Source organism: Nocardia sp. NPDC050435 (assembly GCF_040655395.1).
In the GTDB taxonomy this organism is placed as follows: domain Bacteria; phylum Actinomycetota; class Actinomycetes; order Mycobacteriales; family Mycobacteriaceae; genus Nocardia.
The window spans coordinates 72,507-85,550 of the sequence record NZ_JBFAJW010000003.1 but is presented as its reverse complement, the minus strand read 5'-3'; the positions used below and the strand labels follow the sequence as shown (position 1 = coordinate 85,550).

General features: G+C 69.2%; 15 protein-coding genes. 6 read left to right on the top strand and 9 right to left on the bottom strand.

From position 1 onward, the window contains the following. Window positions 1-53: 53 nt before the first annotated feature. From ftsX to prfB, 5 genes are all read right to left on the bottom strand, one after another. Window positions 54-956 (bottom strand): permease-like cell division protein FtsX, encoded by a 903-nt coding sequence (gene ftsX / locus AB0I43_RS08820; protein ID WP_356976898.1) that lies wholly within the window; start codon window positions 954-956, stop codon window positions 54-56. Further along, window positions 956-1,645, bottom strand: coding sequence for a cell division ATP-binding protein FtsE (gene ftsE, locus AB0I43_RS08815; RefSeq protein WP_356976900.1), 690 nt, complete (start codon window positions 1,643-1,645; stop codon window positions 956-958). The genes ftsX and ftsE overlap by 1 nt, the downstream gene beginning before the upstream one ends. A 50-nt stretch (window positions 1,646-1,695) precedes the next feature. Beyond that, the gene (locus tag AB0I43_RS08810; protein ID WP_356976901.1) at window positions 1,696-1,908 is read right to left on the bottom strand and encodes a hypothetical protein; all 213 of its coding nucleotides are present in this window, start codon (window positions 1,906-1,908) and stop codon (window positions 1,696-1,698) included. Then, entirely contained in the window at window positions 1,889-2,740 is an 852-nt protein-coding gene (locus AB0I43_RS08805) for a mechanosensitive ion channel family protein (protein WP_356976903.1), read from the bottom strand. The genes AB0I43_RS08810 and AB0I43_RS08805 overlap by 20 nt, the downstream gene beginning before the upstream one ends. 193 nt (window positions 2,741-2,933) lie before the next feature. Continuing rightward, window positions 2,934-4,049: a peptide chain release factor 2 gene (gene prfB, locus AB0I43_RS08800; RefSeq protein ID WP_356976904.1), complete on the bottom strand. Its 1,116-nt coding sequence runs from the start codon at window positions 4,047-4,049 to the stop codon at window positions 2,934-2,936. A 127-nt stretch (window positions 4,050-4,176) separates the two neighbouring features. On the opposite strand from prfB, the gene AB0I43_RS08795 reads away from it, so the two are divergent. Next, on the top strand, window positions 4,177-4,821 hold the full coding sequence (locus tag AB0I43_RS08795) for a dihydrofolate reductase family protein (protein WP_356976905.1): 645 nt from the start codon (window positions 4,177-4,179) through the stop codon (window positions 4,819-4,821). A 96-nt stretch (window positions 4,822-4,917) separates the two neighbouring features. Next, the gene (locus tag AB0I43_RS08790) at window positions 4,918-5,340 is read left to right on the top strand and encodes a nuclear transport factor 2 family protein (protein ID WP_356976907.1); all 423 of its coding nucleotides are present in this window, start codon (window positions 4,918-4,920) and stop codon (window positions 5,338-5,340) included. A 3-nt stretch (window positions 5,341-5,343) separates the two neighbouring features. On the opposite strand, the gene AB0I43_RS08785 is transcribed toward AB0I43_RS08790, so the two are convergent. After that, complete coding sequence (locus AB0I43_RS08785; protein WP_356976909.1) at window positions 5,344-6,201, bottom strand: helix-turn-helix domain-containing protein; 858 nt, start codon at window positions 6,199-6,201, stop codon at window positions 5,344-5,346. Window positions 6,202-6,374: 173 nt separating this feature from the next. Between AB0I43_RS08785 and AB0I43_RS08780 the strand changes: the two genes are divergently transcribed. The 3 genes from AB0I43_RS08780 (at window position 6,375) to hisN (ending at window position 8,349) form a co-directional block, all read left to right on the top strand. Then, window positions 6,375-6,956 carry an NAD(P)H-dependent oxidoreductase gene (locus tag AB0I43_RS08780; RefSeq protein ID WP_356976910.1) on the top strand — a complete coding sequence of 194 codons (582 nt, stop codon included), beginning with the start codon at window positions 6,375-6,377 and terminating at the stop codon, window positions 6,954-6,956. A gap of 103 nt (window positions 6,957-7,059) precedes the next feature. Beyond that, the gene (locus tag AB0I43_RS08775; RefSeq protein WP_356976911.1) at window positions 7,060-7,506 is read left to right on the top strand and encodes a hypothetical protein; all 447 of its coding nucleotides are present in this window, start codon (window positions 7,060-7,062) and stop codon (window positions 7,504-7,506) included. Between the two features lie 57 nt (window positions 7,507-7,563). Next, window positions 7,564-8,349 (top strand): histidinol-phosphatase, encoded by a 786-nt coding sequence (gene hisN / locus AB0I43_RS08770; protein ID WP_356976912.1) that lies wholly within the window; start codon window positions 7,564-7,566, stop codon window positions 8,347-8,349. Here hisN and AB0I43_RS08765 read toward each other — a convergent pair. From AB0I43_RS08765 to AB0I43_RS08755, 3 genes are all read right to left on the bottom strand, one after another. Further along, window positions 8,346-8,861 carry a GNAT family N-acetyltransferase gene (locus AB0I43_RS08765; RefSeq protein ID WP_356976913.1) on the bottom strand — a complete coding sequence of 172 codons (516 nt, stop codon included), beginning with the start codon at window positions 8,859-8,861 and terminating at the stop codon, window positions 8,346-8,348. The genes hisN and AB0I43_RS08765 overlap by 4 nt on opposite strands. An 89-nt stretch (window positions 8,862-8,950) precedes the next feature. Then, entirely contained in the window at window positions 8,951-9,778 is an 828-nt protein-coding gene (locus tag AB0I43_RS08760; protein WP_356976914.1) for a hypothetical protein, read from the bottom strand. 162 nt (window positions 9,779-9,940) lie between these two features. Then, window positions 9,941-11,371, bottom strand: a complete 1,431-nt coding sequence (locus tag AB0I43_RS08755) for a glycosyltransferase family 39 protein (RefSeq protein WP_356976915.1) — start codon at window positions 11,369-11,371, stop codon at window positions 9,941-9,943. A 266-nt stretch (window positions 11,372-11,637) separates the two neighbouring features. Here AB0I43_RS08755 and AB0I43_RS08750 point away from each other — a divergent pair, with 266 nt between their 5' ends. Continuing rightward, the gene (locus AB0I43_RS08750) at window positions 11,638-13,029 is read left to right on the top strand and encodes an acyl-CoA dehydrogenase family protein (protein WP_356976916.1); all 1,392 of its coding nucleotides are present in this window, start codon (window positions 11,638-11,640) and stop codon (window positions 13,027-13,029) included. The last annotated feature ends 15 nt before the right edge of the window (window positions 13,030-13,044 follow it).

The window sequence follows — 13,044 nt, the reverse complement described above, 5'->3', positions numbered from 1 at the left end:
TCGGAGCCGAAGTTGTCCACATGGGGATAAACCAATTCATCGGCGCGACCTCGTCATTCGCGCACGTAGTAGCGCAGCGTCGCGTACGCCGTCACGGCCGCGACCAGCACGCCCACCGGCGCGATGGTCAACGCCACGACGGCGATGTCGTCACCGGTGATCCGCGGGAACACATTGCTGTCGAACAGCGGGCCGAGCGCCCGATCGATCACCAGCGGCCGGGCGACGAGCAATCCGAGGATCGCCAGCAGCGACCCGGCCAGGGCCGCGACCACCGCCTCCATCAGGAACGGCAGCTGGGTGTACCAGCGCGTCGCGCCGACCAGGCGCATGATGCTGACCTCGGTCCGCCGGGTGAACGCCGCGATCTGCATCATGTTCGCGATCAGCAGCAGGGCCGCCAGCGCCATCACGACCGCCAGACCGAAGGCGGCGTTGCGCAGCCCGTCGAACAGGCGCAGCAGCCGGTCCACGAATTCCCGGTCGTTGGCGACCGTGCGCACGCCCTGCCTGCCGTGGAAGGACTCGTAGATGTGCTCGTACTGGCTGCCGTCGGTCATCTTCACCCGCATCGAGGCGGGCAGCGGCGTCTCCGAGATGTACTGCACCATCTCCGGCTGGTCGGCGAAGAGCTTCTTCGCCTCCTCCAGCGCCGCCGCGCGATTGAGGAACTGGACGCTGACCACGCCGTCGGTCTTCTTCATATCGGCCAGCAGCGATTTGCACGGCTCGGCCGCACAATCCGGATCGCTGTCGGAGATGGCCTCGTCGAGATAGAAGCGCACCTCCAGCCGGCCGGTGAAGTACTGCTCGGTCTTGTCCGCCATGCGCACCGACAGCAGGCCGCCGCCGAGCATCGCCAGCGACACCGCGGTGGTCAGCACCATCGCGATCGTCATGGTGACGTTGCGGCGCAGCCCGGTGAAGACCTCGTTGAACAGGAAGCTCAGCCGCATTACCGATCCACTCCGTAAACGCCGTAGGCATCGTCGCGCACCATGCGACCGCGGTCGAGTTCGATGACCCGCCTGCGCATCGCGTCGACGATGTTGTTGTCGTGCGTGGCCATCACCACGGTGGTGCCGATCCGGTTGATCCGCTCCAGCAGCATCATGATGTCGGCGCTGGTGTCGGGATCGAGGTTGCCGGTGGGCTCGTCGGCCAGCAGGACCAGCGGCCGGTTCACGAACGCGCGGGCGATCGCCACGCGCTGCTGCTCACCGCCGGAGAGCTCGCTTGGCAGGCGATCGGCCTTGCCGCCGAGCCCGACCATGTCCAGCGTCTCCGGGACCGTGCGCTCGATGAACTGGCGTCGCTTGCCGATCACCTCCAGCGCGAACGCCACGTTCTCGTAGACGGTCTTCTGCTGCAACAGCCGGAAATCCTGGAAGACACAGCCCATCCGCTGGCGCAGTTTCGGGACCTTGCGCCCGGGCAGCCGGTCGACCTGGAAATCGGCGACCTTGATCTGCCCGGCCGTCGGCGCCTCCTCTTTCAGGAGCAGACGCATGAATGTCGACTTGCCGGAACCGGACGGACCGATCACGAAGACGAACTCGCCCTTGTCCACCTGCAGTGAAATGTCCTGGAGCGCGGGCCGCGTCGACGTCTTGTACAGCTTGGTGACGTTCCGCATGGTGATCACGGGGAGCCAGTGTAACCAGCAACGCCCGCGCAAGCACCTGAGCGCAACAGCTATCGACCAGCGGGCTCCGCGGTCTGCGAGGTGGGCGCGGTGTTGACGAACAAACTCGCGCCCGGCTGCGGCGCTCCGTCCGGCTTGACGAACAGCCATAGGACGAACGTTCCGACCCAGGCCGCCATCAGGATGGCCGTGGACTTGCGCGGCTTGATCTCGGTGGTGTCCAGCGGCTTGATCGATGTCGGCTTACGAAGTTGAAGTTTCACTGATGCCCTCTCGGCGCAGCGCGGCGGCAACACGCACCCGCAGCTCGCGACTGACCTCGAATTGCTTACCCGGCAATGTCCGGGCAACCATTCGGATATTCATCTGATCCATGGTGAGATCGTCGACACCCATGACGCTGGGCTCGTCGAGCAGCAACGGCTCGAGCCTGCGGTCGCGGTAGGCCTCGGCGCCCACCTGGTGCAAGATCTCGTTGATGCGCGTGATGTCGGCGGTAGCCGCCACCGGCACGTCGATCGCGGCGCGGGCCCAATCCTTGGACAGATTGGTCACCTTCACGATCTGACCGTTCGGCACGGTGATCACTTCGCCGTCGGCGTTGCGCAGCGTCGTGATCCGCAGCGTGACGTCCTCGACGGTCCCCTCGGCCATCTCCGTGGAGCCCGTGACCGAGATCCGCACCACATCGCCGAAGCCGTACTGGCGCTCGGTGATCAGGAAGAACCCGGCGAGAATGTCCTGGACGATGCGCTGCGCACCGAAACCGAGGGCGGCGCCGAGCACCGCGGCGGGGGCGACCAGGCCGGTGACCTGGAACCCGAGCCGCCGCAGCACCTCCATGCCGACCAAGACGTAGACAATCGTCAGCACCACCCAGGTCAGCACCTGCGCCAAGGCGTGGCGGTGCTTGGCGGCCTCGGTGCGGACCAGCGCGTCACTACTGCGGAAACCGGCGTCGATCTTGCTGGTGACCCGGTCTCTGATGAAGGTCGCCAGCCGGCTGAACAGGATCGCACCGAGCAGCAGGAGCACGATCTCCAGGCCGCTGGAACGGAGCCAGACCGTGGTGTCCGAGGCGTTGGCGAGAGCCATCACCTGGCACCTCCCAGCCGCAGATTCGAACCATCCGTAACACGCACGCCAGACAGGCTACCGAACAGCGGCCCGCGACACGAGCGCCGCCACCTCCCGGCGAATCCCGCGCCGGGCCGAATTCCAGCGAGCCGCAAGCCAATTGGCCCGTACTCCGCGAACACCATCGGCAGTGTGAGCTTGTGCGCAGCCGTTACTGGCTGGTTTCGCGCATCCGCCAGCGGATGCCGCTCTCGACGAAGGCGTCGATTTCGCCGTCCAGGACCGCTGACGGGTTGTTCACCTCGTAGTTGGTGCGCAGGTCCTTGACCATCTGGTACGGGTGCAGCACGTAGGAGCGCATCTGGTTGCCCCAGGACGCGCCCTCGTTGGTCTTGAGCGCGTCCATCTCGGCGCGCTCTTCCTGCCGCTTGCGCTCGAGCAGCTTGGCCTGCAGCACGCGCATGGCCGAGATCTTGTTCTGGAGCTGGGACTTCTCGTTCTGGCAGGTGACGACGATGCCGGTCGGGATGTGGGTCAGGCGCACCGCGGAGTCGGTGGTGTTGACGCTCTGACCACCCGGGCCCGAGGAGCGGTAGACGTCCACGCGGATCTCGTTCTCCGGGATCTCGATGTGGTCGGTCGTCTCCACCACCGGCAGCACCTCGACCTCGGCGAAGGAGGTCTGGCGGCGTCCCTGGTTGTCGAAGGGGCTGATCCGCACCAGGCGGTGCGTGCCCATCTCGACCGACAGGGTGCCGTAGGCGTAAGGGGCCTTCACCGCGAAGGTGGCGCTCTTGATGCCGGCTTCTTCGGCGTAGGAGGTGTCGTAGACCTCGACGGTGTACTTGTGCCGCTCCGCCCAGCGGATGTACATGCGCATCAGCATCTGCGCCCAGTCGGCGGCGTCCACGCCACCGGCGCCGGAGCGGATGTTGACCAGCGCGTCGCGCTTGTCGTACTCGCCCGACAGCAGCGTGCGGACCTCCATCGCCTCCACGTCGACGTGCAGCGCGGAACGCTCGGCGTCGGCGTCGGCGAGCGCCTGGGTCTGGGCATCGCCCTCTTCACCCTCGGCCAGCTCGTAGAGCACCGGCAGATCTTCGAGCCGCTGGCGCAGATCCTCGACGCGACGCAGCTCACCCTGGGCGTGCGACAGCTCGCTGGTCACCTGCTGGGCGTGGTCCTGGTCGTTCCACAGCTCCGGGTCGGCGGCCTGGTGCTCGAGCTCGTCGATGCGGCGGCGCAGTTCCTCGATGTCGAGGACCGACTCGACCGTCTTGAGGGTGGCGTCGAGTTCGGCGAGATCAGCGGAAACGTCAGGATGCACGATGTTCAAGACTAGCGGGCGCTGTGGCCCCGCGGCTCTTCAGGCCGGATGAGTGGATGCCGCGCCGGGACGCCTCGCGCTCGGTAGGTTGGTGATCGATCGCCGAGTGCAACCAGGAAGGCCTGCGATGACACAGATGGTCCGCGTGCAGAATTTCGGTGTGTCCCGCGACGGATACGGCGCCGGCGAGGGGCAGACCCGGGAGCACCCGTTCGGTCACGCCGATCCGATGCAGCTCATGTCGTGGGCCGTGGCCACAGCGCACTGGCCCAACCGGACCGCCCCGGGCGGCACCTACGGCCTCGACGACTACATCACCCGAGACTTCACCAACAACATCGGCGCCGAGATCATGGGCCGCAACAAGTTCGGCCCGGTGCGCGGGCCCTGGACGGACTACGACTGGCAGGGCTGGTGGGGTGACGAACCGCCGTTCCACACCCCGGTTTTCGTGCTCACCCACCACCCGCGGCCCTCGTTCACCCTGTCGGACACCACGTTCCACTTCCTCGACGCGGCGCCCAAGGACGCGCTGGCGCAGGCGTTCGAGGCCGCAGAGGGCAAGGACGTGCGCATCGGCGGCGGCGTCGCCACCGTGCGGCAGTTCCTGGAGGCCGATCTGATCGACACGATGCACGTCGCCGTCGCCCCGATCGAGCTGGAGCGCGGTGAGCGCCTGTGGGCCGGCCCCGACGAACTCCTCGACCGCTTCCATCTGGAGCAGATCCCCAGCCCGAGCGGAGTGGTGCACCACTTCTTCTGGCGGCGGTAGCCCCGGCGGTTACCTCCGGGGTAATCGACACGGGCTTCCGTGCCGTGCGACCGTCGTCCGGTCGGACCGACCGGCACCACGGAAGCAGAGGCACCCATGATCGGCACCACCACGGCAGAGGCCACCCGCGCCACCGTCGACGCCTTCCTGCGGGCTCGCGCCGCATCCGACACCGCGGCGCTGACCGCGCTGTTCGCCGACGAGGTCGACTGGCTGCTGGCCGAGAACCCCGGGGTGCCGTGGATCCGGCCGCGCCGCACGGCCGCCGAATGCGCGGCCCAGCTCGAGGAGTTGCTGGCCTACACCGTTCCCGAAGACGCCCGAGCCGGTGTCGACGCCTACCTGGTCGACGGCGCCGACGCCGTCCTGTTCGGCCATGTCGCCGGAACGGTGCGGGCAACCGGCAAGTCGTTCGAGGGCCCGTTCGCCCTGCGCCTGACCGTCGAGAACGGTCGCATCACCCGCCACCACCTCTACGAGAACAGTGTCGCCATCGCGGCGGCCTGCACCCCGGGGTGAGGCTCAGCCCGAGACCGCGCGCAGGGCGCCGGGGTGGCGGCCCGCGAGTTTGTCCAGGGCCGTGGCGGTGGCCTGGTCGGCCGGGAGGTAGATGAACAGCTGCTGGTCGTCGTCGGCGGGCAGGTCGAGGGTTTCGTAGGCCAGGCGCAGCGGGCCCGCCTCGGGATGGTCGACGCGGGTGGTGCCGGTGGCGGCGGGCAGGTTGGGCACCGTGGCGACGCGGTGCGTGAACTCCTCCCCCGCGATGATCTCCAACTGATCCGCGAACGCGGCGGTGGCCGGATCATTGCGGAAGGGGCCCTGTTTGAGGGCGGCGACCTGCTCGTCGGCCAGATGCGCCCAATCCGGGTAGAAGGTACGGGCCCGGGCTTCGCCGAAGACGAGCAGCGCCAGATTGGCCGTGGCCGGATCATCGAGCAGACCGGTCGGCGCCATCAGCCGGCGGTAGCCCTCGGTGCAGGCCAGCACATCGCTGAGCCGGTTCACCACCACCGCCGCGGCTGGTTCCAGATGGTCGAGGATCGCGCGGACCGTGGGCCGGACCGCGCGCGCCGGACCCGCGGCCCCCATGCAGCTGAAGCCCGCGTCCGCGGTTTTGGTCAAGCGGTACAGGTGAATTCGCTCGCTCGGCGCCAGGTGCAGCGCGTTGGCGATCGCCGAGAGCACCGACGGCGACGGGCGGCGGTCCCGGCCCTGTTCGAGCCGGATGACGTACTCGACGCTGACGCCGGCGAGCGTGGCCAGTTCGGCGCGGCGCAGCCCAGGGGTGCGGCGGCGGGGCCCGGCGGGCAGGCCGACGTGGGCGGGTGTCACCGATTCGCGGCGGCTGCGCAGGAACAGGCCCAGTTCGTTGTCGCTCATTCCCGCACCTTCCGCGCGGGCCGCTCCCGCACCTTTCGAACCTAGCAAGATCGGGCGAATCGAAGGTGGCCCTGCCGCTACCACTCTCGCGGCGGTCTTCCCGGTGCGGGCACGCGCTCGCAGAGTGGTGGAGCGGCCGGGTTCCCGGCCCCCCACCGTCGAAGGAGCACGTCATGAAGCTCGCAGTGATCATCGGCAGCGTCCGGGCCGGGCGCTTCGGCCCCACCGTGGCCGCTTGGTTCGCCGAACAGGCGGCCGCGCACGGCGGATTCGAGGTCGACGTCATCGATCTGGCCGAGATGGATCTGCCGCTCGAATTGCCCGCCACCTCACCGATGTTCGAGCCGAACCCGCCGCGCCCCGCCGGCATGCTGAACCTGACCGAGCGGCTCGACGCCGCCGACGCGTTCGTCATCGTCACCCCGGACCTGAACCGCAGCTACCCGGCCTCGCTCAAAACCGCCATCGACTGGCACTTCACCCAGTGGCAGCAGAAGGCGATCGGGTTCGTCGGCTACAGCGGCCTCACCGGCGGGTTGCTCGCCATCGAGCACCTGCGTCAGGTCTTCAACGAACTCGACGCGCACACGGTGCGGAACTACGTCTCCTTCCCGCGCTACTACCTGCTGTTCGACGAGCAGGGCGCGCTGCTCGACCCGGCGGAGCCGAATGCCGCGGCGGCGGCGATGCTCGACCAATTGCACTGGTGGTCGGCCGCCCTGCTGGCCGCCCGGAATGTGCCGGCGGCCGTGTGACCTGCTGGCGCGTCGCGGCGGACGTGCGGACGACACACGGCGGCGCGCGGGCGGGGCGGGTGAACCGGAAGCGGCGGAACCGATTCCGGGTTAGCGTGGCTGCATGGCAGACACCTACTCCCACGATCTCGCCGCGAACACCATCGAAGTACTGAACCGCCGCGCGGCTCGGGCCGGGCTCGGGCTGACCGAGTACCTCCGGCACGAACTCGTCGATCTGGCGCGGCGACGGAACTCGATCGACACGGTCGTGGAGTTCCTCGATGAGGAGGGCTGGCCGGCCGACCCCACGATCGATACGGGCGCGCTGCACCTGCTGCAGAGCTACAACCTGCCGGCGGAGGTGGTCGCCGTGTGGTGCCGCCGCGCGTTCGCCTCCAAGCTCACCGTCGACGCCTTCGTCCGCCAGGAACTCACCGCCTCGGCCCGCCGCACCACCGTCGAGGACGCACTGGCCGAGTTCTCGCTGGCCAAGCAGCGCGACCCGCGCCTGGACGACATCGACATGGCGGCCGTCGAGGAGGCGGTGCGTTTCGCGCGCGGCTGGTGAGCCGGGCACGCCGGTGCGGTGGTGAGGTCGGCGCCGCCGGGCGGATAGGGTTCCTGCGTGGCTGCGCACTCCTCCGACCTCGAACTTGCCCTGCGATTGGCCGATGAGGCCGATTCGATCACCGAGGCGCGCTTCGGCGCGCTGGACCTGAAGGTCGATTCGAAGCCGGATCTGACGCCGGTCTCGGACGCCGATCTCGCGGTGGAGAAGGCGATCCGCGGGCTGCTCGAACACGCCCGGCCCGAGGACGCGGTGCTGGGCGAGGAATTCGGCGGGGACGTCGAGTTCAGCGGCCGTCAGTGGGTGATCGACCCGATCGACGGGACCAAGAACTTCGTTCGCGGCGTCCCGATCTGGGCGACTCTGATCGCACTGCTGGAGGACGGCGTGCCGGTGCTCGGCGTCGTCAGTGCGCCCGCGCTGGCCCGCCGGTGGTGGGCGAGCACCGGGGCCGGCGCCTGGACGCAGTTCCATCCCGGCGCGCCCAAGCCGATCACGGTGTCGGCCGTCGCCGATCTCGCGTCGGCGAGCCTGGCGTTCTCCAGTCTGTCCGGCTGGCGGGACCGCGGGTTGCGCGAGCAGTTCCTCGATCTCACCGACGCGGTCTGGCGGGTGCGCGGCTACGGCGATTTCCTGTCGTACTGCCTGCTCGCCGAGGGCGCGGTCGATATCGCCACCGAACCCGAAGTGTCGCTGTGGGATCTGGCCGCGCTCGACATCCTGGTCCGCGAGGCCGGTGGCACGTTCACCGCGCTGGACGGCAAGCCCGGTCCGCACGGCGGTGACGCCGTGGCCAGCAACGGCCTGCTCCAGGACGAGGTGCTGGGCCGGCTGCGTGGCTAGGGCGTGAGCGCCTTTTCGTACAGGACCACCGTCGCGGTCCCCTGGAACCGGGGCGGCAGCGGGGCTTCCCGCAACTCGGTGAAACCCTGTGCGGCGTAATACTTCCGGAGCACCTGGTTGTCGGCGGCGGTGTCCAGCCGCTGCCGATGGATGCCCTGGGCGAGGGTGCGCTCGGCGCAGAATTGGATGATGCGGGCGCCGAGCTCGCGGCCCCGCTGTTCAGGGGCGACCATCAGGCCGTGGATGTAGCCGGCCTCGGCGTCGTCGGCGCCCCAGAAGTCCGGGTCGCGCCAGATCAGGCGGACCGCCGCGATCAGCTCGCCGCCTTCGCGCCAGACGTACCACTCGCCGCGCTCCACCTCACCGGCGACGAGATCGGCGGAGTATTCGCCCGGCAGCCACTGCGCGATGCCGTTGTCGACCATCCACTGCGCCAATCGATCCCGCAGCCCGGCGATGTCCGCCGCGTCCTCGGGGCCGGCCGCTGTCATCAGTGCCGCTTCGACCACCATCGCTCCTCTCACCGCAGTCCGATCGACAGTACCGCGCACTTCGATCACGCCGCACGCCGCGAAACCACCGCGCGCGAGCGGTTGCGACGTCAGGGCTGCGGAGTCGCCGGTGTGAGATCGAAGCCGGCGGGCGGACGGAGACGGTAGAGGGCGCCGTCCATGCTGGTCGCGAACAGCGCCCACTCGGCGCCGTCGCGGGCGATGCGCACCGAGGTGGCGCCGTCCGGCGGAACGCGCACGGCACCGGGTTTGATCAGGCCGGTGACGAGGGAGCAGGCCGCGCCGGTGACGGTGTCGACCTGGTAGATCGCGCCCTGTATGTGGTCGGCGACGAAGAGGGTTCCCGATCGGGTGGCCTCCATGTCGTCGAGCAGGCCCGTCAGCTGCGGGATGCCGGTGACGACGGTCTGCTCGGCGGGGCGGTCGAGCGGGATCCGGAAGATCCGCAGGCTCAGGTTGTCGGCGAAGATCGACGTGCCGCCGGGTGCGAGCGCGATGCCGTTGGAGAGCGGGAGATCGGCCCAGGTCCTGGTGTATTCGCCGGTGCCGGGCCGATACCGGGCGATGCCCGTCGGCACGCCGCTGACGCCGATCGTGGTGAAGAGCAGGTCCCCGTCGGGGAGGAGCAGCAGGCCGTTGGGGCCGTTCAATCCGGTGAGCAGCGTGGTGACGGCGCGGGTTTCGCGATCGAAGCGCTGCAAGGTGCCCGGCGCCGCGGTGAGCCCGTCACCGGTGAGGTAGTAGACGTAGTTTCCGGCCACCCGCACACCCGCCGGATTCTCCAGCCCGGTGACCAGTTTCTCGAACTGCCCTTGCGCGTCGACGTGCGCGAGATATCCGTCGACGATACCGGTGACATAGAACCCGCCCGCGCCGTCGGAGTCGAGATTCTCCAGATTCCCGAGGCCGCTGGCCACGGTGCCGACTTCCCAACCGTCCGAACAGGTCCCGGGACCCATCGCTCCCGCCCCCGGCGCACCGGCGAGTACGCCGAGCGCCACGGCGCAGGACGTCCCGATCGCACGAAACCGCCTACTCCCCAGCCCTTTTGCCATACGCGCCAACCTAACAGCCGCCGGTCAACCGAGGCGGCGAAGCTCCGGCCACAGCTCCGACCAGGGGCGACGTGGCCGCGTGCACACCGAGATCGGTTCGCCCTGTTCGTCATTGTCGATATCGAGCCCGTTGTCGATCCGGCCCGCAGGGCGGCACTCGGCGAACAGGGCACTCAGGCGATCGGTTTCGATACCGATCGTGATCACCTCGGCGGCCGCGTCGCTCGGCGGCCCCCACCACCAGTAGGCGTTGTGACCCGAATGCGGTGTCGGCAGGTCGTATTCGGCTCCGTACCGTTCGACCGCACCCGCCTCGCCGTAGTTCGAGGTGAGAATGGCGACCGACGGGCCGAGACCGCTTCGGACCCGGCCGATCTGGGCGGCGAACCGCGGCCAGCCGATCGTCTCCCCCGCGTCGTAGTTGACCGCGAGGACCGGCGCGTCGCGGAGTTCGGAGACCGGGAGCACCGGCAGGAACAGCACCGCCGAGAGCGTCGCGTTCAGCGTGACGACGAAAATCGCGCCCGCCCGGCGCATTCGACTGTCGCCGAACCACGCGGCGACCGGCACCGCCGCGGCGGCCAGCAAGATCGGATACATCCCGCCCAGGTAGTAGGCCTTCCCGCCGGTCACCAGATAGAGCACGAACAGCGCCACGTAGCCGACCGCGAACGCGCGATACCGCCGCTCCCGCCACAATCGCCACCAGCCGAACAGCCACAACGGCACCAGCAGAGGACCCATCAGCCCGAATTGCAGCAGCACGAATTCGAGCGGCGATCCCGACGTCCCCGACGACCCGCCCGCGATCGCCCGGCTCAACTCCCACTGCGGCCAGTCGTTGTCGGCCTGCCACACCAGATACGGCAGCCAGATCACACCCGCGATCCCGACGGCGATCGGGAAATATCTACTGGCGAAGATCTCGCGCGGACCGATGCTCGCCAGCGCGCCCGCCAGCACGATCAGCGGGAAGACCAGCAGCGCCTTGTTCTGCAGACCGAGGCCCGCCACCACGCCGAGCACCAGCCACCAGCGCCGGTCCGCCCCGTTGACCAGCTTCACCACCAGCAGCGCGAGCACCGACCACGCCGCGAGATCGAACACCGCGGTGCTCAACATGTGCCCGACGCCGAGCACCAGTGCCGCGCCCGCCACCGCGCTCGCGGCCAGCGCCTGGGCCGCGCGCCCGCCGCCGAATTCCCGCGCCAGCCACCCGGTGCACAGGACCACCAGGGTGGCGGCGAGGATCGCCGGTACCCGCAGCAGCACCAGCGATTCCGCGTCGAGCTCCGACATGGCCCGGGCCACCAGGGGCGTGAACGGCGGCTGATCCGGGTACCCCCAGGCCAGCCGCCGCCCGGCCGCGAGGAAGTACATCTCGTCCCGGTGATATCCGTACCGGTCCGCGAACGCGGCCAGGACGGCGGCGAAAATACCTGCCACCCAGTACATTCCGACACTGTCCCACACCCGCCCGCGCGCCGCCGCCCGATCCGCGTCCCCGGCTCGCGTCCACCCCCGTTTGCCGCTCGCGCGCCCGCATCCGGCCCGGCTCGCGCCCTGTCCGCAGCTACAGGTTTCCCCACTGCGGTCCCATGATCGGAAACAACCGCGTATGCTGCGCCTCGACGCAGTTCTTACCGAGGAGTAAGATAGACTTACTCCGCAGTAAGATAGCTGGGACCAGACCTCACCCCACCCACCCGAGAAAACAGGTGATGATGAGTACTCGAGACAGCGCAACGACGCGACGTCAAGACACGTCCGCAGTCGGCCTCGGCCACCCCAAGCGGGACTGGATGGGGGCGGCGATGCGGGTGATGACGACCATTACCGGGTCGGAGCTCGCCGAGAAGTACAACCTGCGCAAGCCGATCGAGCGAGTCACCTACGAAGGCACGAAGACCGGTTTCCGCACGCTGGGCGCCGCGACCCGCGTGTTCAACAAGGTCGCCGGCGGCGGCGCGCCCAAGCGCCTGCCGGAGAACGAGTCCAAGAAGAAGGACCTGTTCGACATCACCCCGTCCGACGAGCAGCAGATGATCGTCGAGACGGTGCGCGAGTTCGCCGGCGAGATCCTGCGCCCGGCCGCCTACGAGGCCGACGCCGCCGCCAAGGCCCCGCGTGACCTGCTCGAGCGCGCCGCCGAACTCGGCATCACCCTGATCAACGTGCCCGAGGAGCTGGAGGGCGCTGCCTCCGAGCGCGGCGCGGTCACCAACTCGATGGTCGCCGAGGCGCTCGCCCACGGCGATATGGGCCTGGCGCTGCCGATCCTGGCGCCCTCGGGCGTCGCGGTCGCGCTGGCGCAGTGGGGCACCGACGCCCAGCAGCAGACCTACCTGCCCGCCTTCACCGGCGAGAGCGTGCCGCAGGCCTCGGTCGTGATCAGCGAACCGCGCGCCCTGTTCGACCCGTTCGCGCTGCAGACCAAGGCCACCCGCTCGCCCAGCGGCTACCGCCTCAACGGCGTGAAGTCGCTGGTGCCGGCCGCCGCCGACGCCGAACTATTCCTCGTCGCCGCCGAACTCGACGGCCGCCCGGCGATCTTCATCGTCGAGTCGGACGCCGCCGGCCTGGTGGTGGAGGCCGACCCGAGCATGGGTCTGCGCGCCGCCGGCATCGGCCGGTTGATCCTGAACGACGTCGCCGTCGGCACCGAGGCCATCCTGGGCGACGGTGACGCGAAGTCCCGCGCCGAGGACTACGCCGACGCGGTGCGCCTGGCGCGCCTGGGCTGGGCCTCGCTCGCCGCGGGCACCGGTCAGGCCGTGCTCGACTACGTGATCCCCTACGTGAACGAGCGGGAAGCCTTCGGCGAGCCGATCTCGCACCGGCAGGCGGTCGCGTTCATGGTCGCCAACATGGCCATCGAGCTCGACGGCCTCCGTCTCGTGACTCTGCGGGGTGCGTCACGCGCGGAGCAGGGGCTGTCCTTCGGTCGCGAGGCCGCGCTGGCCCGCAAGCTCGCCACCGACAAGGGCATGCAGATCGGCCTGGACGGCGTGCAGCTGCTCGGCGGCCACGGCTTCACCAAGGAACACCCGGTCGAGCGCTGGTACCGCGATCTGCGGGCCGTCGGCGTCGCCGAAGGTGTCGTGCTCATCTAACCGGCTCGTTCCTTA

Excerpts from the sequence above, each read along its gene's own strand:
- ftsX (WP_356976898.1), bottom strand. The coding sequence starts at position 956 with ATGCGGCTGAGCTTCCTGTTCAACGAGGTCTTCACCGGGCTGCGCCGC.
- AB0I43_RS08805 (WP_356976903.1), bottom strand. The coding sequence starts at position 2,740 with ATGGCTCTCGCCAACGCCTCGGACACCACGGTCTGGCTCCGTTCCAGC.
- AB0I43_RS08795 (WP_356976905.1), top strand. The coding sequence starts at position 4,177 with ATGACACAGATGGTCCGCGTGCAGAATTTCGGTGTGTCCCGCGACGGA.
- AB0I43_RS08790 (WP_356976907.1), top strand. The coding sequence starts at position 4,918 with ATGATCGGCACCACCACGGCAGAGGCCACCCGCGCCACCGTCGACGCC.
- AB0I43_RS08785 (WP_356976909.1), bottom strand. The coding sequence starts at position 6,201 with ATGAGCGACAACGAACTGGGCCTGTTCCTGCGCAGCCGCCGCGAATCG.
- AB0I43_RS08780 (WP_356976910.1), top strand. The coding sequence starts at position 6,375 with ATGAAGCTCGCAGTGATCATCGGCAGCGTCCGGGCCGGGCGCTTCGGC.
- AB0I43_RS08775 (WP_356976911.1), top strand. The coding sequence starts at position 7,060 with ATGGCAGACACCTACTCCCACGATCTCGCCGCGAACACCATCGAAGTA.
- AB0I43_RS08765 (WP_356976913.1), bottom strand. The coding sequence starts at position 8,861 with ATGGTGGTCGAAGCGGCACTGATGACAGCGGCCGGCCCCGAGGACGCG.
- AB0I43_RS08755 (WP_356976915.1), bottom strand. The coding sequence starts at position 11,371 with ATGTACTGGGTGGCAGGTATTTTCGCCGCCGTCCTGGCCGCGTTCGCG.
- AB0I43_RS08750 (WP_356976916.1), top strand. The coding sequence starts at position 11,638 with ATGATGAGTACTCGAGACAGCGCAACGACGCGACGTCAAGACACGTCC.